Genomic DNA, 17,795 nt, shown 5'->3' with positions numbered 1-17,795 from the left:
TGGGCGGTCAGTGTGGGGCGCCAAATTGCTCACGCAGCAGATTTTTTTGCACCTTGCCCATGGCGTTGCGCGGCAATTCCGGCACCACCACGCAGTGTCTGGGCACTTTGTAATTGGCCACGGCGGCTTTGAGCCGGGCCAGAATGTGCGTGCCCTCCAGCTGCGCGTCGGCACGCGGCACCACCACCGCCAGACCCACTTCACCCAAATCGGCATGTGGCACACCCACCACGGCGCTCTCCAGCACACCGGGCAGATCGTTGATGAAGCGCTCCAGCTCGGCCGGGTAGACGTTGTAACCACCGCTGATGATCAGGTCCTTGCTGCGACCGACGATGGTCACATAACCGTCAGCGTCCTGCTGGCCCACGTCGCCGGTCTTGAAATAACCATCCGCGGTGAACTCCTGCGCGGTTTTCTCGGGCAAACGCCAGTAGCCCGCAAACACATTCGGACCTCGGACCTCAATGTCGCCAATCTCGCCAGTCGGCACCGGCTGGCCCTGTTCGCCCACGATGCGCAAATCCACGCCCGGCAGCGGCGCGCCAACCGTGCCGCCGCGGCGCTCGCCCGAATAGGGATTGGAGGTGAGCATGACCGTCTCGCTCATGCCGTAGCGCTCCAGAAGGGTGTGGCCGGTGCGGCTTTGCCAGGCTTGGAAGGTGTCCAGCAGCAGTGGCGCCGAACCGGAGATGAACAGGCGCATGTGGCTGGTGGCTTCATGCGTGAGGCCCGGCTCGGCCAGCAGGCGCACATACAGCGTGGGCACACCCATGAACACCGTGGCCCTGGGCAGGGCCTGGATGACAAATTTGGTGTCAAACTTGCCGCACCAGATCATTTTGCTGCCATTGATCAGCGCACCATGGATCGCCACAAACAACCCGTGCAAATGAAAAATCGGCAGCGCGTGGATCAGCACGTCGCCGCCCTGCGCCGGGCTGCGCCAGCCCCAGTAGCTTTTGAGCACCTGCGCATTGCTGAGCATGTTGCCGTGGCTGAGCATGGCGCCCTTGGAGCGGCCGGTGGTGCCGCTGGTGTAGATGATCACTGCCAAATCGGCCGCCTGCTTGGGTACAGGCGTGTGCTGGTCTGAGGCATGCGCGGCGCGGTTGAGCAGGCTGCCAGTGCGGTCATCGTTGAGCGTGAACACCCACGGCGTGCCCGCCTGGAACGCCAGTTGGCTGACCCAGCCGAAGTGATGCGCGCTGCAGACCACCACGGCGGGTTCGGCGTCGGCGATGAAATAGGCCATCTCGGCGCTCTGGTAGGCCGTGTTGAGCGGCACATAGATCAGACCTGCGCGCAAGGTGGCCAGGTAGAGCATGAGGGCTTCGACCGATTTGTCCACCTGCACGGCGATGCGGGAACCTTCGGGCAAGTCCAATGATTTCAAAAAGTTGGCCAGCATGGCACTGCCGCGCTCCAGGTCGCGCCAGGTGTAGAACAGGCCGGTGTCGGTTTCAATCGCCGTGCTGCCCTGGTCAGCCGGGAAAGCGTCGCGCAGGGCTTGGTAGAGGTTGGCGTTGGTCGGCATGGTGGGCGTGGGAAAGCGCTATGTCTGGGTCATGGTTAAAACACTGGCGGCCGCTTTTCCAGAAACGCGGTGATGCCTTCGCGCTGCTCGGCACTGTTGGCGTAGGCGTAAGCGTCTGCCATCAGCCGCTGCAAGGGATCGTTCGCCATCTCAAGATCAGCCGGTAGCAGCCCGCTTTCCGTCATGGCCAAAGGTTGGTTCAGTGCCCGAAGTGTCTGTTTGTTCAGCCTTGCCGCCTGCGGTGCCAGCGTGGTGATGCGCTGCACGGTGGCCTGCGCCAGCGTGGGCAAATCCACATCCGCCACGACACGGCTCAAAAAGCCGCGCTGCAGCATCTCGGGCGCGCTGAACACGGCGGCCTCCAGCAGCATCTGGCGTGCCGTGACCAGGCCCACCTCGCGCCCGACCAGCGCCGCCTCGCGCGGGGCCATCGGAAAACCCAGCCGGGCAATCGGCGCGCCAAACTGGGCCGACTCCCCCGCCAGGCGAATGTCGCAACAGCTGGCAATCTCCACCCCCGCGCCCATGCAGTTGCCCGAGATGTGCGCCACGATGGGCACGTCGCAGGCCAGCATCGCGCTCAAGCCGCCCCAAACGTCTTCCTCATGAAAGGCGCGCAGGCTGGCCTCCTCGAACCGGAAGCTGGTGTACTCAGAAATGTCACCACCCGCGCAAAAGTGCGCGCCGTGGCCCGAGATCAGCACACAACGCAGGTCTGGGTTGGCCTGGATGCGCTCGAAAATGCGGCGCAACTCGCGCCACATGCCGCGCGACATGGCGTTGAACCGCTTGGGGTAGGTGAGTGTGACGTGCGCCACAGCGTGCGCCTGGTGGAATTCAATACGTGCGGGCATGGTGAACATCCAAAAAAAGCGACGCGAAATGCTCTCAATCTTTCAGCTGCCAGCCTTTTTCCTGCCAAGGCCAGCGCAAGATCCTTCTCAAACTTTTGGCGAATTGGCGCGCGCCCACAGCCACAAGCCCATCCCGCCAAAAATCATCGGCAGGCACAGCCACTGGCCCATGCTCATGCCCAGACTCAACACACCCAGGTGCGCATCCGGCTCGCGGAAAAATTCAGCGATAAATCGAAACACGCCGTAGCCCAGCAAGAACATCGCCGACACCTGCCCACGTTGGCGCGGCTTGCGCGCATACAGCCACAGCAGCACAAACAGCAACAGCCCCTCCAGCAAAAACTGGTAGATCTGCGACGGATGCCGCGGCAAATCGCCACCGCCGCGAAAGATCATGCCCCACGGCAAATCCGGGCTGGCCACACGGCCCCACAACTCGCCGTTGATGAAGTTGCCAATGCGCCCCGCGGCCAGCCCGGTGGGCACACACGGTGCCACAAAGTCTGCGACTTGCAGCCAATGGCGCTGACGGCTGCGGGCAAACCAGAGCATCGACACAATCACGCCCAGCATGCCACCATGAAAACTCATCCCGCCCTGCCACACCGCAAACACCTCCAGCGGGTGCGCCGCGTAATAGCCGGGTTTGTAAAACAGGCAGTAGCCGATGCGACCGCCCAGCACCACGCCCATCACGCCCAGAAACAGAATGTCTTCCACATCCCGTTTGCTCCAGGCAGAGCTGCCTTTGAGCGAGGCATACGGCTCGTGGCGCAAGCGTAAGTTACCCAGCCACATGAACAGCCCAAAGGCGGCCAGATACGTGAGGCCATACCAATGCACCGCCACCGGCCCGAGTTGCAGGGCGACAGGATCAATTTGGGGGTGAATCAACATAAGGTACTCATTGGGAACATGGATCCCGGGTCGTAGCCCGGGATGACAGCCACGCACTTACACACTAATTGGCATGAGTTTCAAGCAACGCCCGATCCGATGCCATGCACCCAACAGCGACTAGCGGCGTGCGTTGGGTGTCTGACGCAGCGTGGACCTGGGGTTTTGCCACATAAAGGAGGAGGTTTGGGGCTGGCCCCAAACCGGAGGACAGTCGCGGAGTCGGACACCCAATACGCGTCGCGGGTTAAAACTGAAGACGCAACGGAGGACAAAGTCGCCACAAACCGTTCATACACATCAATCATCCAGCAACGACACGTCCCGCACCGCGCCTTTGTCCGCCGACATCACCAGCTTGGCATACGCCTTGAGCGCAGAGGACACCTTGCGCGGGCGCGGCTTGGCGGGCTTCCAGCCGATGGCGTCCTGCTCGGCGCGGCGTTTGGCCAGTTCGTCGTCTGACACCAGCACGTTGATGCTGCGATTCGGGATGTCGATACGGATACGGTCACCGTTCTTCACCAGCCCAATCGCTCCACCGGCAGCCGCTTCTGGCGAGGCGTGGCCAATCGACAAGCCCGAGGTGCCGCCCGAAAAACGCCCATCCGTCAACAAGGCACAGGCCTTGCCCAGGCCTTTGGACTTGATGTAGCTGGTGGGATAAAGCATTTCCTGCATGCCAGGCCCACCCTTGGGACCTTCGTAACGCACGATCACCACATCACCGGCCTTCACCTGATCGGCCAGGATGTGCTCCACCGCCTCGTCTTGGGACTCGACCACATGGGCCGGGCCTTCAAACACCAGCAGTGCGTCATCCACACCCGCGGTTTTGACCACACATCCCTTGAGCGCGATGTTGCCCACCAACACCGCCAGGCCACCTTCTTGCGAGTAAGCATGTTCACCGGCACGGATGCAACCTTGGGCGCGGTCCAGGTCCAGGCTGGACCAGCGTGCGTTCTGGCTGAAGGCCACCTGTGTAGGCACACCCCCAGGGGCGGCCATGTAAAAGGTTTTGACCGCCTCTGACGGGTTGCGGGCAATGTCCCACTGGTCCAGCGCGTCCTTCATGGTTTTGGCGTGCACCGTGGGGGTGTCGGTGTGCAATTTGCCCGCACGGTCAAGTTCGCCCAAGATGGCCATGATGCCACCGGCACGGTGCACGTCTTCGATGTGGTATTTGTCGGTGTTGGGTGCCACCTTGCACAGCTGCGGCACCACACGCGACAGCCGGTCGATGTCGGCCATGGTGAAGTCGATGCCGGCTTCCTGGGCAATCGCCAGGATGTGCAGGATGGTGTTGGTGGAGCCGCCCATGGCAATGTCCAGCGTCATGGCGTTCTCAAACGCTTTGAAACCCATGGAGCGCGGCAGCACGGTGCTGTCGTCCTGCTCGTAATAACGCTGGCACAGTTCAACCACCAAGTGACCGGCGCGCTTGAACAGCTGTTCACGGTCGGCATGGGTCGCCACCACCGTGCCATTGCCAGGCAACGAGAGGCCCAGCGCTTCGGTCAGGCAGTTCATCGAGTTGGCGGTGAACATGCCCGAACAGGAGCCGCAGGTGGGGCAGGCAGAACGCTCGATCTCCGCCACATCGGCGTCCGACACCTTGTCATCAGCCGCCATCACCATGGCGTCGATCAGGTCGAGCTTTTTGAAGGTCACGGCGTGGGTGGTTGGGTCGGTTTTCTGGACCTTGCCGGCCTCCATCGGGCCGCCCGAGACAAACACCACCGGGATGTTGAGCCGCATCGCCGCCATCAGCATGCCGGGGGTGATCTTGTCGCAGTTGGAGATACACACCATGGCATCGGCGCAGTGCGCGTTGACCATGTACTCGACCGAGTCGGCAATGATGTCGCGGCTCGGCAGCGAATACAACATGCCGTCATGGCCCATGGCAATGCCGTCATCCACCGCAATGGTGTTGAACTCTTTGGCCACGCCACCGGCGGCTTCGATCTCGCGCGCCACCAGTTGGCCCAGGTCTTTGAGGTGCACGTGACCGGGCACAAACTGCGTGAAGGAGTTGACCACGGCGATGATCGGTTTGCTGAAATCGCCATCCTTCATGCCGGTGGCGCGCCAGAGGGAGCGGGCACCGGCCATGTTGCGACCAGCGGTGGAAGTTTTGGAACGGTATGCGGGCATGGTGGATCTCGGCCAAAAATGGGTGTCAGGGGGGTCAAACGAGTGGCGGATTATGGCCCACAGGCCGAGCGCGACGCCCTGGTGTGGCCTATCCCCATGGGCCGTCGCGGTGTCTGGCGACGCCAAAATTCGATCGCTGGAGGGGTGCGATCAGCGGCGACGCTTCTGGAAATTGGCGTCCAGCGCCTCTTTGGTGCGGGCGCGGCGCTCGTCACGGCGCTTGTCGTCTTGCTCCATGGCTTTGCGCTTGGTGTAGCCGGTGGCGTCGGCCCAGGTCCACCAGACAACCGCCAGCGCAAAGGGCGCCAGTACCAGCCACCAGGACCACTGCGCCACCGGGCCCCATTCGATGTATTTCAACACCATCAAGATCAATCCCAAACCAAGCAGGTACATAACGCCGCATCCTTGTGTGTGCCAGATGAAGATTACGAGCGTACCCGCAATTGGCTGCGTTGTCGCGCCAAACACCGCTCCTAGAATCCGGGTTTTGCACACCGACACCGCTTTGGCGCCAGAATGACCCGATGAAACGCCCTCTGATCGCTCTGGTCACTGCCGCCCTGCTGGCCGCACCCGTGCTGGCAGATCAGGCGCTGGCAGAAAAGAAAAAGTGCACCGCCTGCCACACCGTCGCCAAAAAATTCATCGGCCCGTCGTACCAGGATGTGGCCGCCCGGTATGCCGGGCAGAACGCCAATAGCAAGCTGGCCGGCAAAATCATCCACGGCAGCAGTGGCGTTTGGGGCGTGATCACCATGCCCGCCAACCCCAAGATCAGCCGCACCGAGGCCGACACCCTGGCGCGCTGGATCTTGTCGCTCAACACCCCAGGGCACAGCCCTCACCCGCGCCAGCCATGAGCGCCATCTTCCTGTCTTACCGCCGCGACGACAGCGCGGGCTTTGCCGGCCGGTTGGCCGACACCCTGGAGGCGACGTTTGGCAGCGGCAGTGTGTTTCGCGATGTGGACGACATCCGCCCCGGTGAAGATTTTGTCCATGCCATCGAATCGCACTTGCGCAGCGTGGACGCTGTGCTGGTGATGATCGGCCCCACCTGGCTGGCAGCCGGACCAGACCAACGGCGGCGGCTGGACGCAGAAGACGACTTTGTGCGACTCGAAATCCAGGCGGCGCTGGCCTCAGGCAAACCGCTGATTCCGTTGCTGGTGGGTGGTGCCGCCATGCCCCTGGAGGCCGAGCTGCCGCCTGCGCTGGCGGCGCTGGCGCGGCGCCAAGCGGTGGTGTTGTCCGACAGCAACTGGCGCGGCGATGTCCATCGGCTGGTGGACAGCCTGCAACCCAGCTTGACCTTGGCACCTGCCAAACCGCGTGTGAACCGCTGGATGCTGGCGGGGGCTGCCGCCGCGGTCTTGCTCGGTGGCTACGCCGCATGGCACGTCACGCTGAATGCACCTCAGCCGCCGTTGCCCGTGGTGGTGAGCCCGCCCGCGGACATCACCGGCCGCTGGACAGCGCGGGTCAGATACGACTGGGGTGACCAGCATGACGAAGTGTTCGAATTCAAACAACTCGGCAACACCCTGCACGGCACCGCCAGCTACCTGACTGGCCGCTTGACGATTGAGCACGTCAGTCTGGAGGGGGACTGGCTGCGCTTCTCCACCCGCAGCCAGGAAATGATCGGCGACAGCCCCTGGAAGGAAACCCTGCACCGCTACATCGGCAAAGTCAGCCCCGATCAGATTGAATTCACGCTGGAGACCACCGGGGGTTATTCCGTTCATCCGCCGATTGAGTTTGTGGCGCGCCCCGTGCGCCCATGAGCGTGCGCAAGCGTACTGACCCCGGGTACTTCCCTGGCCATGATGGACCCCGGTGCCTGCCTGCTCGCTCGCAAGGATGAGCTGCAGGCCCTTGCCGCCTGAACCCAACCGGAGACCCCCATGAACGAAACCAACTTACCCAACAGCGCGCCCAATGTCACCTGGCCCACCCCGGATGACCCGATGCGCGATCCCGACACGTCGATGTTTGCGCACAGCGAACCCGCCACACCGGCAGCGGTTGATGTGATGATCAACGCGGTACAAGGTGCCCACAACACCCTCGACCGCCTGGCAGACCGCGCCACACCCGCGATGGCGCAACTCGACGAGAGCATTTCTGCAGCCAAAGACACGCTGCATGTGAAGACCGACCAGTTGCGCGAGCTGCGCGACGACTGGGTCGACAGCGCGCGCACCACGGTACGCAACCACCCGCTGGCGGCGGTCACAGCCGCGGCGACGCTGGGTTTGTTGATCGCCCGCATCACCCGTTGATGTCCGTGCAACACCCGGCACCGAAAGCGCGCCATGGCTAATCCCTGGTTGAAGAAGAACCCGTTCATGAGCCTGTGGCTGAGCGCGGCGAACCGCGCCGCAGGCACCTTGCGCGGTCAAGCCACGGCGCAGGCCAAGCGGCAAGTGAAGGCGGCCATCACCGAGGCCACATCACCGCCTGCGCCCAAGGCCAAACCCACTCGCAAGCGCTGACCTGCCGGTCAAGGGCGACCCGATGCGTCACACGTCCCGATGGGTGCTGATGGCCAGTGGCATCGCCGCCCTGTGCTTGGTGGTCGGCCTGCTGGTGGCCAATTTTGTTGGCGGCGAAACCAAGATCGAGCGCCGTATTGAGCGCCTTTACACGCTGGATGACCCGCGTTTCATGCACGAACTCGGCGTGCTGCTTGGCCCGCCTTTCCTGCCCGGCTCCAAGGTCCGCGCGCTGCTCAACGGCGATGAGATCTTTCCGCCCATGCTCTCGGCCATCCGTGCTGCCCAGGCCTCGATCACCTTCGAGACCTACATCTACTGGTCGGGCGACATTGGCCACACGTTTGCCCAAGCCTTGGCCGAGCGTGCGCGCCAGGGCGTGAAGGTGCATGTGCTGCTGGACTGGGTGGGCAGCGCCAAGATGGACGACAGCCTGGTGGCGGTGTTGACCCAAGCGGGCGTGCAGGTCAGGCGCTTTCATCCACCGCATTGGTCACACCTGGGTCGGCTGAACAACCGCACCCACCGCAAGCTGCTGATCGTCGATGGCCGCGTCGGGTTCACCGGCGGCGTCGGTGTGGCATCACCCTGGACGGGCCGCGCGCAAGACCCGGCGCACTGGCGGGACACACACTTTGAAGTCCAGGGCCCCGTGGTGGCACAGATGCAGTCGGTCTTCATCGACAACTGGATCAAGGTCACGGGCGACGTGCTGCATGGCCCGCCCTACTTTCCGGTGTTGGCGCCCGCGGGTCCGGGTGCCGCGCAGATGTTCAGCAGCTCCCCCAGCGGGGGCAGCGAGAGCATGCAACTGATGTATCTGCTGGCCTTAACGGCGGCATCGCGGTCGATTGACCTGTCTGCGGCCTACTTTGTGCCTGACGAATTGACACTGAAAGCGATGGTGGAGGCGATGCAGCGCGGCGTGAAGCTGCGCATCGTCGTGCCGGGCGAACACATCGACAGCGACACCGTGCGCCGGGCGTCACGCGCCACCTGGGGGCCACTGCTGGCGGCTGGCGCCGTGATTGCAGAATACCGGCCCACCATGTACCACTGCAAAGTGATGATCGTCGACGGCCTGCTGGTCTCGGTGGGGTCGACCAATTTCGACAACCGCTCCTTCCGGCTCAACGACGAAGCCACACTGAACGTGGTCGACCAAGCCTTTGCGAGCGTGCAGACCGCCACCTTCGAGGCCGACCTGGCCAACGCGCGTCAGGTGACCCACGCCCATTGGCTTGCGCGCCCCTTGCACGAGCGACTGAAAGAACGACTGGCCACCCTGCTGGACACGCAGTTGTGAGGCGGTCATTCAGCACCCGCTGCGCCGTGCCACAGACCTGTGCGTGCCGCGCTCAGGCCGATCCGGCGCGGGGCAGCGCCATGAAAAACCGCACCATTTCCGCAGACGCATCCGGCCCGCTGCTGTCGGTGTAAGACCCACTCGCGTGGCCGCCCGACCAAGCGTGTCCGGCACCATGCACGGTCCAGCTTTCGATCAGCACCTTGCCCCCGGTGTCGGTGTGCACGGTGCGGCTGAAGTGTCGGCCACCCGGCGCTATGCCAGTCTGCGTGCTGACGCGCAAGCCAGCATCCGCCGCCTGGGCGCCGTGGGCGTCGCTGGCCTGCTGCACGATGTGGGTACCGTTGGTCTGCTGCACGGTATGGTCGCGGTCGCCATGGAACACGATGACTGGCACCGCCTGAACGGCTTTGCTGGCTTGCTTGCCGGCGGCACCGGGCAGGGTGTTGAGTTCCGGCATCCCGCTGCGCCCGCCTTTCATCGCGGCCAGGGCCGACGGAATGTCGTGCGCACTGCCATACGGCAAGCCGGAATGGGAGCCAACGCCAGCAAACACCTCCGGGTAGGTCTCACCCAGCACCACCGCCATCGCCGCACCGGCGGACAGCCCGGCCACAAAGACGCGGCGCGGGTCAGCGTTGTGCCTGCGCACCACCTCGGCGGTGATACCTGCAATCAGCGAGGGCTCGCCTGCGCCACGCCGCTGGTCCTGTGGCTTGAACCAGTTCCAGCACTTGGATGGATTGGCATGGGCTGGCTGCTCGGGGTACACAACCAGAAAGCCGTGCGCGTCCGCCAGGCGGTTCATCTGCGTGCCCGCCGCAAAGTCGTCTGCCGACTGGGTGCAGCCATGCAGCATCACGATCACCGCGCGCGGTGCCTCTGACTTGCCTGCCGACACATAGACCTTGTAGTCCCGGCTACCGGCGCCGTTGCTGAACGTGTGCGTCTCGACACGGCCTGGTAGGGGTTGCGCATCCGAGGTGGACGGTTCAGGTGCCCAGGCCACGTGGGTGTCGTCGCCAGTCGGGATGACGCGTGCTGCGACATCGATGACGGCACCGCTGTCAGCCTTGTGCGCTGCCTCGCCAGGTTGTCCGGTGGCCAAGGCGCGCCGGATGGTCTCGGTCACATCACGCATCGGGCCTGCCGTCGTGTCCAGCCCGGCGGAGGCAAGCGCCCGTTGGATCGTCGCGTTGATGGCGTTGGCATCGAAGGACGGCGCCCGGGCGTTGAAGGGGAATGTCATGGTGTTCTTTCTGTGGATGAAGCAAGGGATCAATGGATGCGGCCGGCCAGCGCCTGGCGCACCGCAGGGCTGGCCTGGAACGCGCCGAGCACGGTGACGGATTCGATGGCGGCCAGCGCCAGTTCAGGTGGCACGTCGTTGGCAATGCGGGCCAGCCCCACCACCTGGAGCTGAAGCCGTTGGCCGGCAGCCACCACGGTCTCCAGGTCGGCGCGGCTGTAGTGCTGCAGGCCCACGGTGAGCGTTCGGCGGGCCACGGTCTGCTTGACTGTGTCGGCATGCAATGCCAGCTGGTTGCGCAGGGCCGTTCGGATCAGGTCCGAGCGGTTGGAATAAAAACCTTCCTGGACCAGAAGGTCGACGTGGCCCAGATCAACGACGCCCACATTGACCGTCATCTTCTCTGTTTCACCCGTGCGTTGCCTGTGTTCGATGATCGCATTGTTGCTCTTCATATCTTCCTTATGGATTCTGTTTGGAATCCAATTAGAGCATATTTAGATGTTTCGGGCCGCAACAGGGCGGCAAGACCCCGTTGCCAGGAGGGTGCGCCAGGACCGTTGCGACGGCGTTCGGTGCCGTACAGACGCCCGCTTTGCCAGCACAGACCATGGCCCCTCTTGTGAACCTCTTCAGACGCAAACCCATGCGCTGAAGCCCATCCGCCGCGAAACAGAGGACATCACCATGACACCCACCCCCCTTCCCAAACCCCTTCACCCGGGCAACAACGCGCCTGACCCTGTCGAGCCGGGTGTGCCGCCCGTCGTGCCCCAGCAGGCGCCTTCGCCGCGCAACACCAAAGCGCCGCTGTCCGCCCCCGGCTTGCCACTGCCGCACGAACGCGACGAATCACCCGACGCCCCGCCCGCCACACCGGACCCCAAGATGGTGCAGGCCCAACGCGACATCGAGTCCGGCCAAGTTGATACCGACATGCATGCCACCCCTGGCCAAAACGCCGCACTGCGCGAGCGCATGGTTCCCGGCCCCGGCGGCAAGCCACCACCGTCGGGCGGCTGATGGCTGGCAGCAGCCCGACACGGTTGCGCCCAGCTTCTTCTACCCTCTTCTTACCCCCTCTTCTCCTTCCGTATTGCGAGGTCCCCCATGAAAACACCCAACAAAGCCAAGCCCACCGACAGCCCGCCGCACAACACCCCTACGCTGGCTGAGCAAGGAGCCGCCGCCCAGGCCATGGCGGCGGCCATGCTCTACAACCCCGGCAAAGCGCAGGATGTTGGCCGCGATAACGCTGTGGCGCCACCGCGCGGCGCCAGTGTGCCCAGCCCCTCACCTGCCGCATTGGCCAGCACGCTGAGCGAGTCCAACCTATCCCCCAAGACAGCTGCGCTGGACCGTGCGCGCACCCACGCCGCCGGTCAGGTGCTGACCACCAACCAGGGCGTTGCGGTGGCGGACAACCAGAATTCGCTCAAAGCCGGGCTGCGCGGCCCCACGCTGCTGGAAGATTTCATCCTGCGCGAGAAACTCACCCACTTTGACCATGAGCGCATCCCTGAGCGCATCGTGCACGCCCGTGGCTCGGCAGCGCATGGCTACTTTGAGGCCTACGAGCCGATGACGGCCTTCACCCGCGCCGCACCATTCCAGGCCGCTGGCAAGATCACACCGGTGTTCACGCGCTTCTCGACCGTGGCGGGTGAACGCGGTTCAACCGACACCGCGCGCGACATCCGGGGTTTTGCCGTCAAGTTCTACACCGACGAGGGCAACTGGGACTTGGTGGGCAACAACATCCCGGTGTTCTTCATCCAGGATGCGATGAAGTTCCCAGATCTGGTGCACGCGGTCAAGCCTGAGCCGCACAACGCCATGCCGCAGGCAGCCTCGGGCCACGACACGTTCTGGGACTTTGCCTCGCTCAGCCCCGAGACCACCCACACGCTGATGTGGGTGATGTCGGACCGCGGCATCCCGCGCAGCCTGCGCATGATGCAAGGCTTTGGGGTGCACACCTTCCGGCTGGTCAATGCAGCAGGTGAGTCACACTTCGTCAAGTTCCATTGGAAGCCCAAGCTCGGCACCCATTCGCTGGTGTGGGATGAAGCGGTCAAGATTTCTGGCGCTGATTCAGACTTCCACCGCCGCGATCTGTGGGAAGCCATTGAGGCGGGTGAGTACCCAGAGTGGGAACTGGGCTTGCAAATCTTCACGGAGGCGCAGGCTTCAGCCTTCAGCTTTGATGTGCTCGACGCCACCAAGCTGATCCCCGAGGAGCTGGTACCGGTAACACCGGTGGGCCGCATGGTGCTCAACCGCAACCCGGACAACTTCTTTGCCGAGACCGAGCAGGTGGCCTTTTGCACCGCCCACGTCATTCCCGGCATCGATTTCAGCAACGACCCGCTGCTGGCCGGGCGCATCCACTCGTACATTGACACACAGATCACGCGCCTGGGTGGCGCCAACTTCCACGAGATTCCGATCAACGCGCCACTGGCACCGGTGGCCAACAACCAGCGTGACGGGCTGCACCGCCAGGCCATCCCACGTGGCCGTGTCGCCTACGAGCCCAACTCACTGGGTGGGGGTTGCCCGTTCCAGGCGGGGGCGGCCGGTTTTGTGTCGTTCCCGCAACCGGTGGACGAGGGCCAGGGCGACAAACTGCGCGGCAAGCCGGAGAAGTTTGCCGACCATTACACCCAGGCGACCTTGTTCTACGAGAGCCAGACCGCCGTCGAGAAGGCGCATATTGCGGGCGGTTTCCGTTTTGAGCTGAGCAAGCTCACGGTGCCTGCGATCCGTGAGCGCATGGTGTCGTCGCTGGTCAACGTGTCAGCAGAACTCGCGGCGACCGTCGCTGCCGGGCTGGGTATGGCGGTACCGGACGCGATGCCGAAGGCGATGGCCGATCCCGCAGCGCCTGAGGTGACCACGTCGCCCGCGCTGTCGCTCACCGCGCTGCCGGGCGACGGTGGCATCCGCTCGCGCAGCGTGGCCATGCTGGTAGCCGATGGCGTGGAGGGGCAGTCCATCGCCGTCGTGCAAGCGGCGTTGCTGGTGGCAGGCGCCTCGGTGCATCTGATCGCACCACGCTTGGGGCCGGTGAACGTCAGCAGCGGCGGGCCGATCGAGGCCACGGGCACGCTGGAAAATTCGCCGCCGGTGCTGTTTGACGGGGTCGTGCTGCCAGACGGTGCTGACGCGATCAAGGCGCTGGCCGGCTATGTGGAGGTGATGGACTTCATCTCCAACCAGTATCGGCATGGCAAGACAATTCTGGCGCTGGGGGCTGCCGGTGCGCTGATCGAGAAATCGGGTGTGGCCACCACGCTGGCCAGCGGTGACGCTGATCCGGGTGTCGTTCTGGGAACTCAAACCAAGGCGGCCACCGCGGCGGCGAGCTTCATCACCGCGTTGGGCAGGCATCGGCATCCGGAACGTGAAGCGGGCACGCTAACTGAGCGGCCATCCGGCGCCTGATTCACGCCCAGCCATCACCTGACCAGCGCCAACGTCACATGGGCATCGGCGTGGGCAACGGTGCGGGGGGTGGCTGGGGATGCGGCACCTGGGATGGCAGCGGCGCAGGCGATGGCGGCGTCGGCATGGGCGGCATCCATTCTGGCGAGGGCGACGGCGAGGGCAATTCAGTGGGGATGTGGGTTGGGTTCATGGGCCCATTTTTCAGGCTGCCAGGCAAGCGGTCTGTGCTTTGGCGCACCGCCGAGAGGCCACGCCGCGGGGAGGCGAAAAATTTGTCCCCAATAGGCGGGCCCAACCCTGTGGACAAGACCCTGAACAAGTCTGGAAACCCGCGCCAGCTATGGCTTGGCGGCGTGTGCTTAACTTTTAGGCACCGGGCCCGACACAACTTGCCTGGCGGTTCGCGCCATCATGGACCAGCCGCCTGCACGCCTCAATGCGTGATCACCACCAGCACGCTGCAGGACGCGTGCTCGATCAAGTTCTTGGAGACGGCGCCTCGCCACCAGCGAGCCGCCCAACCCTCCAAATGCTTATGACCGACCACGATCAGGTTGGCGTCGATGGCGCGGGCACAGCGCACAATTTCAGTCACCGCATCCCCAACCACCAGTTCGCCGCGAGCGCTCAGCCCGCCATCAACCAGCCTGCGCACCCCGGCATCCAGAATCGTCTGGTAGCGCTGTTTCTCGCCGTCGTGCAGCGACTCGCTGTACACACCACCTTCCGGCCCAAGGGTGGTCAGGGGCAGCGGCATCACCGCAATCAGGGTCAACTCTGAGCCGCTCCATTGCGCGATGTCGTGACACGCCAGCAAAGCCTGTTGACCGGTGTCGGAGCCGTCGTAAGCGAGCAAGATACGTTTGTACATGACACACCTCCTGGAGTGATGACGCGGATGTTTCAGCGTTGTGGTTGTCTTAAGTAGTTACCCGGTAGCCCGGCGTATCGCTACTCGGTACTATTCTGTCTCGAGTTGCAGGCTTGCACAGCCAACAATTACAACTATTCAGCCGGAGCACAATTTGTCAGCGACCTTCATTCTCGAAACACATGGCCTGACCAAAGAGTTCAAAGGTTTTGTGGCCGTCAACCAAGTCGATCTGAAAGTTCAACGCGGCCACATCCACGCACTGATTGGCCCCAACGGCGCGGGCAAGACGACGTTCTTCAACCTATTGACCAAGTTTTTGCAGCCCACCAAAGGCCGCATCCTGTTCAACGACACCGACATCACGTCCGAGAAACCGGCGCAGACGGCGCGGCGCGGCATTGTCCGTTCGTTCCAGATCTCGGCGGTGTTTCCCCACATGACCGTGCTGGAGAACGTGCGCGCCGCACTGCAACGCAATCTGGGCACCTCGTTCCACTTCTGGAAAGCCGAAGCCACCCTGCTGCCCCTGCATGCGCGTGCCCACCAACTGCTGGCCGAAGTCGATTTGCAGGACTTTGCCGATGAAATGACGGTCAACCTGCCTTACGGTCGCAAACGCGCGCTGGAGCTGGCCACCACGCTGGCGCTGGAGCCCGAGCTGATGCTGCTAGACGAGCCCACCCAGGGCATGGGCCACGAAGACGTGGACCGGGTCACGCAGCTGATCAAGAAGGTATCAAGCGGGCGCACCATCCTGATGGTGGAGCACAACATGAACGTGGTATCCAAGATTGCCGACCGCATCACGGTGCTGCAACGCGGCGCCATCATTGCCGACGGCCCGTATGCCGAGGTGTCCAAAAATCCTCTGGTCATCGAAGCCTACATGGGCACGGTCAACACCGAACTGCAGGGCGCGCACTGATGACCCAAGAAATGCTTCGCATCGAGAACCTGCATGCCTGGTACGGCGAGTCGCACATCCTGCATGGTGTCAACCTGAACGTGAACGAAGGTGAGGTGGTGACACTCCTGGGGCGCAACGGCGCCGGGCGCACCACCACCCTGCGTGCCATCGTGGGCCTGACCGGCAGCCGCAAGGGCAGCATCAAGATCCATGGCACCGAGACCATCCACCTGCCACCGCACAAGGTGGCCCACCTGGGAGTGGGTTATTGCCCGGAAGAGCGTGGCATTTTTGCCAGCCTGACGGCAGAAGAAAACCTGATGCTGCCGCCCACGCTGGCACCGGGCGGCATGAGCGTGGACGAGATTTACACCATGTTCCCCAACCTGCAAGAGCGCGCCGCCAGCCCCGGCACCCGCCTGTCCGGCGGTGAGCAGCAAATGCTGGCGGTGGCGCGCATTTTGCGCACCGGCGCACGCCTGCTGCTGCTCGATGAAATCTCGGAAGGCCTGGCGCCGGTGATTGTGCAAAAGCTGGCCGAGATGATTCGGACACTCAAGGCCAAGGGCTACACCATCGTGCTGGTGGAGCAGAACTTCCGCTTTGCCGCACCGCTGGCCGACCGCTTTTTTGTGATGGAGCATGGCGCCATCGTCAAGCAATTTGACCAACACGAGTTGACCCAAAACATGGGCATGCTGCAGGACTACCTGGGCGTGTGACGCCGCTCTTTTTTTGACAGACCTCTTCGATCCCCCGCGCCTTTTTATAACTAACCCTCAGGAGACAACATGAAATTCAAGACACTTGTAACCGCCATGGCCATGGGCTTTGCTGGCGCCGCTTCGGCCCAAAACACCGGCCCGGTCAAGATCGGTTTCATCACCGACATGTCCAGCGTCTATGCCGATCTGGACGGCCCAGCCGGCGGCGAAGTCATCAAATGGGCCGCGCAAGACTTTGGTGGCAAGGTCCTGGGCCGCCCGATTGAGGTGCTGACTGCCGACCACCAAAACAAGGCCGACATTGCCAGCGCCAAGGCCCGTGAGTGGATTGATAAGGACGGCCTGTCGATGCTGATTGGCGGCACCAACTCCGGCACCTCGCTGGCGATGGCCAAGCTGGCGGAAGAAAAAAAGCGCCCGTTCTTCTCGATCGGCGCGGGATCGGCCCGCCTGACCAATGAAGCCTGCTCGCCCTACACCGTGCATTACGCCTACGACACCGTGGCGCTGGCCAAGGTGGGCGCCGCTGCGCTGGTGAAGGCCGGTGGCAAAAACTGGTTCTTTCTGACCGCCGACTATGCCTTTGGCCACTCGCTGGAAGCCGACGCATCCACCATCGTCAAGGCCAACGGTGGCACGGTCACCGGTGCGGTACGCCACCCGCTCAATGCTTCCGATTTTTCATCCTTCCTGCTGCAGGCGCAGTCCTCCAAAGCCCAGGTGTTGGCGCTGGCTAACGCAGGGGGTGACTTCAGCAACGCGATGAAGTCGGCCAAAGAGTTTGGTATTTTGAGCAGCATGAAGCCGATCGGGCTGCTGGTGTTCATCACCGACGTGCACAGCCTGGGTCTGGCCAATGCCGAAGGGCTGCAGGTGGCTGACAGCTGGTACTGGAACCAGGACGACGCCTCCCGCAAATTTGCCAAGCGTTTCTTTGACAAATACAAACGCATGCCCACCAGCGTGCAAGCTGCCGACTATTCAGCCGCCAGCAATTACCTCAAAGCCGTGCAAACCGCCGGCACCACCGATGCTGACAAGGTGATGGCCACCCTCAAGGGCATGAAGATCGACGACTTTTACAACAATGGCCAGATCCGCGCCGACGGCCGCATGATCCACGACATGTACCTGTACCAGGTCAAGTCCACCAAAGAATCCACCACACCCTGGGACTACTACAAGATGGTGGCCAAGGTGCCCGGTGACCAGGCATTCACCTCGGTGGCCGACTCCAAATGTGCGCTGCTCAAAAAGTAAGTTGACTTCCCCGGCGGTCAGCGGCGCATGCGGCTGACCGCCCTGTGATTCCTTCAGGACTTCAACCCACAGG

19 protein-coding genes are annotated in these 17,795 nt (G+C 63.3%); 10 read left to right on the top strand and 9 right to left on the bottom strand.

Annotated elements, in window-relative coordinates; genetic code table 11:
- Nucleotides 1-7: 7 nt before the first annotated feature.
- From LHU53_RS01125 to LHU53_RS01105, 5 genes are all read right to left on the bottom strand, one after another.
- Nucleotides 8-1,537, bottom strand: a complete 1,530-nt coding sequence (locus tag LHU53_RS01125) for a malonyl-CoA synthase (protein WP_227330226.1) — start codon at nucleotides 1,535-1,537, stop codon at nucleotides 8-10.
- 35 nt (nucleotides 1,538-1,572) lie between these two features.
- Nucleotides 1,573-2,391 (bottom strand): enoyl-CoA hydratase/isomerase family protein, encoded by an 819-nt coding sequence (locus tag LHU53_RS01120; RefSeq protein WP_227330225.1) that lies wholly within the window; start codon nucleotides 2,389-2,391, stop codon nucleotides 1,573-1,575.
- An 87-nt stretch (nucleotides 2,392-2,478) separates the two neighbouring features.
- Nucleotides 2,479-3,291, bottom strand: a complete 813-nt coding sequence (gene lgt / locus LHU53_RS01115) for a prolipoprotein diacylglyceryl transferase (protein WP_227330224.1) — start codon at nucleotides 3,289-3,291, stop codon at nucleotides 2,479-2,481.
- Nucleotides 3,292-3,591: 300 nt separating this feature from the next.
- Nucleotides 3,592-5,451 (bottom strand): dihydroxy-acid dehydratase, encoded by a 1,860-nt coding sequence (gene ilvD, locus LHU53_RS01110; RefSeq protein WP_227330223.1) that lies wholly within the window; start codon nucleotides 5,449-5,451, stop codon nucleotides 3,592-3,594.
- A gap of 150 nt (nucleotides 5,452-5,601) precedes the next feature.
- Entirely contained in the window at nucleotides 5,602-5,847 is a 246-nt protein-coding gene (locus LHU53_RS01105) for a TIGR04438 family Trp-rich protein (RefSeq protein ID WP_227330222.1), read from the bottom strand.
- A 131-nt stretch (nucleotides 5,848-5,978) separates the two neighbouring features.
- On the opposite strand from LHU53_RS01105, the gene LHU53_RS01100 reads away from it, so the two are divergent.
- The 5 genes from LHU53_RS01100 (at nucleotide 5,979) to LHU53_RS01080 (ending at nucleotide 9,257) form a co-directional block, all read left to right on the top strand.
- Nucleotides 5,979-6,314 (top strand): c-type cytochrome, encoded by a 336-nt coding sequence (locus LHU53_RS01100; RefSeq protein WP_227330221.1) that lies wholly within the window; start codon nucleotides 5,979-5,981, stop codon nucleotides 6,312-6,314.
- Nucleotides 6,311-7,240, top strand: coding sequence for a toll/interleukin-1 receptor domain-containing protein (locus tag LHU53_RS01095; RefSeq protein WP_227330220.1), 930 nt, complete (start codon nucleotides 6,311-6,313; stop codon nucleotides 7,238-7,240). The genes LHU53_RS01100 and LHU53_RS01095 overlap by 4 nt, the downstream gene beginning before the upstream one ends.
- A gap of 120 nt (nucleotides 7,241-7,360) precedes the next feature.
- On the top strand, nucleotides 7,361-7,738 hold the full coding sequence (locus tag LHU53_RS01090) for a hypothetical protein (RefSeq protein ID WP_227330219.1): 378 nt from the start codon (nucleotides 7,361-7,363) through the stop codon (nucleotides 7,736-7,738).
- A gap of 33 nt (nucleotides 7,739-7,771) precedes the next feature.
- Complete coding sequence (locus LHU53_RS01085; RefSeq protein WP_227330218.1) at nucleotides 7,772-7,951, top strand: hypothetical protein; 180 nt, start codon at nucleotides 7,772-7,774, stop codon at nucleotides 7,949-7,951.
- Nucleotides 7,952-8,000: 49 nt separating this feature from the next.
- Nucleotides 8,001-9,257: a phosphatidylserine/phosphatidylglycerophosphate/cardiolipin synthase family protein gene (locus LHU53_RS01080; RefSeq protein WP_227330346.1), complete on the top strand. Its 1,257-nt coding sequence runs from the start codon at nucleotides 8,001-8,003 to the stop codon at nucleotides 9,255-9,257.
- 52 nt (nucleotides 9,258-9,309) lie between these two features.
- Here the strand turns inward: LHU53_RS01080 and LHU53_RS01075 are convergent, their stop codons facing one another.
- Nucleotides 9,310-10,506 (bottom strand): PHB depolymerase family esterase, encoded by a 1,197-nt coding sequence (locus LHU53_RS01075; protein ID WP_227330217.1) that lies wholly within the window; start codon nucleotides 10,504-10,506, stop codon nucleotides 9,310-9,312.
- Between the two features lie 29 nt (nucleotides 10,507-10,535).
- Complete coding sequence (locus tag LHU53_RS01070; protein WP_227330216.1) at nucleotides 10,536-10,961, bottom strand: CopG family transcriptional regulator; 426 nt, start codon at nucleotides 10,959-10,961, stop codon at nucleotides 10,536-10,538.
- Nucleotides 10,962-11,193: 232 nt separating this feature from the next.
- Between LHU53_RS01070 and LHU53_RS01065 the strand changes: the two genes are divergently transcribed.
- Both LHU53_RS01065 and LHU53_RS01060 read left to right on the top strand, forming a co-directional pair.
- Entirely contained in the window at nucleotides 11,194-11,529 is a 336-nt protein-coding gene (locus LHU53_RS01065) for a hypothetical protein (protein WP_227330215.1), read from the top strand.
- 87 nt (nucleotides 11,530-11,616) lie between these two features.
- A complete protein-coding gene (locus LHU53_RS01060; protein ID WP_227330214.1) occupies nucleotides 11,617-13,953 on the top strand; it encodes a catalase in 2,337 nt (778 codons plus the stop codon).
- Nucleotides 13,954-13,987: 34 nt separating this feature from the next.
- On the opposite strand, the gene LHU53_RS01055 is transcribed toward LHU53_RS01060, so the two are convergent.
- The gene (locus tag LHU53_RS01055) at nucleotides 13,988-14,146 is read right to left on the bottom strand and encodes a hypothetical protein (protein WP_227330213.1); all 159 of its coding nucleotides are present in this window, start codon (nucleotides 14,144-14,146) and stop codon (nucleotides 13,988-13,990) included.
- 243 nt (nucleotides 14,147-14,389) lie between these two features.
- Nucleotides 14,390-14,827: a universal stress protein gene (locus LHU53_RS01050; RefSeq protein WP_227330212.1), complete on the bottom strand. Its 438-nt coding sequence runs from the start codon at nucleotides 14,825-14,827 to the stop codon at nucleotides 14,390-14,392.
- Between the two features lie 154 nt (nucleotides 14,828-14,981).
- Here LHU53_RS01050 and LHU53_RS01045 point away from each other — a divergent pair, with 154 nt between their 5' ends.
- The 3 genes from LHU53_RS01045 to LHU53_RS01035 all read left to right on the top strand — a co-directional run bounded on the left by LHU53_RS01045 (nucleotide 14,982) and on the right by LHU53_RS01035 (nucleotide 17,722).
- Complete coding sequence (locus tag LHU53_RS01045) at nucleotides 14,982-15,755, top strand: ABC transporter ATP-binding protein (protein WP_227330211.1); 774 nt, start codon at nucleotides 14,982-14,984, stop codon at nucleotides 15,753-15,755.
- The gene (locus tag LHU53_RS01040; protein WP_227330210.1) at nucleotides 15,755-16,459 is read left to right on the top strand and encodes an ABC transporter ATP-binding protein; all 705 of its coding nucleotides are present in this window, start codon (nucleotides 15,755-15,757) and stop codon (nucleotides 16,457-16,459) included. The genes LHU53_RS01045 and LHU53_RS01040 overlap by 1 nt, the downstream gene beginning before the upstream one ends.
- A 69-nt stretch (nucleotides 16,460-16,528) precedes the next feature.
- Complete coding sequence (locus LHU53_RS01035) at nucleotides 16,529-17,722, top strand: ABC transporter substrate-binding protein (RefSeq protein WP_227330209.1); 1,194 nt, start codon at nucleotides 16,529-16,531, stop codon at nucleotides 17,720-17,722.
- Nucleotides 17,723-17,795: the final 73 nt, after the last annotated feature.

Source organism: Rhodoferax sp. U2-2l (assembly GCF_020594515.1).
Lineage (GTDB): Bacteria > Pseudomonadota > Gammaproteobacteria > Burkholderiales > Burkholderiaceae_C > Rhodoferax.
Note: the sequence above shows the minus strand (reverse complement) of the source record. Positions and strands in the feature narration are given on the sequence as shown.

Coding starts and splice junctions, on each gene's coding strand:
- LHU53_RS01125 (WP_227330226.1), bottom strand. CDS start 1,537: ATGCCGACCAACGCCAACCTCTACCAAGCCCTGCGCGACGCTTTCCCG.
- LHU53_RS01120 (WP_227330225.1), bottom strand. CDS start 2,391: ATGCCCGCACGTATTGAATTCCACCAGGCGCACGCTGTGGCGCACGTC.
- lgt (WP_227330224.1), bottom strand. CDS start 3,291: ATGTTGATTCACCCCCAAATTGATCCTGTCGCCCTGCAACTCGGGCCG.
- ilvD (WP_227330223.1), bottom strand. CDS start 5,451: ATGCCCGCATACCGTTCCAAAACTTCCACCGCTGGTCGCAACATGGCC.
- LHU53_RS01105 (WP_227330222.1), bottom strand. CDS start 5,847: ATGTACCTGCTTGGTTTGGGATTGATCTTGATGGTGTTGAAATACATC.
- LHU53_RS01100 (WP_227330221.1), top strand. CDS start 5,979: ATGAAACGCCCTCTGATCGCTCTGGTCACTGCCGCCCTGCTGGCCGCA.
- LHU53_RS01095 (WP_227330220.1), top strand. CDS start 6,311: ATGAGCGCCATCTTCCTGTCTTACCGCCGCGACGACAGCGCGGGCTTT.
- LHU53_RS01090 (WP_227330219.1), top strand. CDS start 7,361: ATGAACGAAACCAACTTACCCAACAGCGCGCCCAATGTCACCTGGCCC.
- LHU53_RS01085 (WP_227330218.1), top strand. CDS start 7,772: ATGGCTAATCCCTGGTTGAAGAAGAACCCGTTCATGAGCCTGTGGCTG.
- LHU53_RS01080 (WP_227330346.1), top strand. CDS start 8,001: ATGGCCAGTGGCATCGCCGCCCTGTGCTTGGTGGTCGGCCTGCTGGTG.
- LHU53_RS01075 (WP_227330217.1), bottom strand. CDS start 10,506: ATGACATTCCCCTTCAACGCCCGGGCGCCGTCCTTCGATGCCAACGCC.
- LHU53_RS01070 (WP_227330216.1), bottom strand. CDS start 10,961: ATGAAGAGCAACAATGCGATCATCGAACACAGGCAACGCACGGGTGAA.
- LHU53_RS01065 (WP_227330215.1), top strand. CDS start 11,194: ATGACACCCACCCCCCTTCCCAAACCCCTTCACCCGGGCAACAACGCG.
- LHU53_RS01060 (WP_227330214.1), top strand. CDS start 11,617: ATGAAAACACCCAACAAAGCCAAGCCCACCGACAGCCCGCCGCACAAC.
- LHU53_RS01055 (WP_227330213.1), bottom strand. CDS start 14,146: ATGAACCCAACCCACATCCCCACTGAATTGCCCTCGCCGTCGCCCTCG.
- LHU53_RS01050 (WP_227330212.1), bottom strand. CDS start 14,827: ATGTACAAACGTATCTTGCTCGCTTACGACGGCTCCGACACCGGTCAA.
- LHU53_RS01040 (WP_227330210.1), top strand. CDS start 15,755: ATGACCCAAGAAATGCTTCGCATCGAGAACCTGCATGCCTGGTACGGC.
- LHU53_RS01035 (WP_227330209.1), top strand. CDS start 16,529: ATGAAATTCAAGACACTTGTAACCGCCATGGCCATGGGCTTTGCTGGC.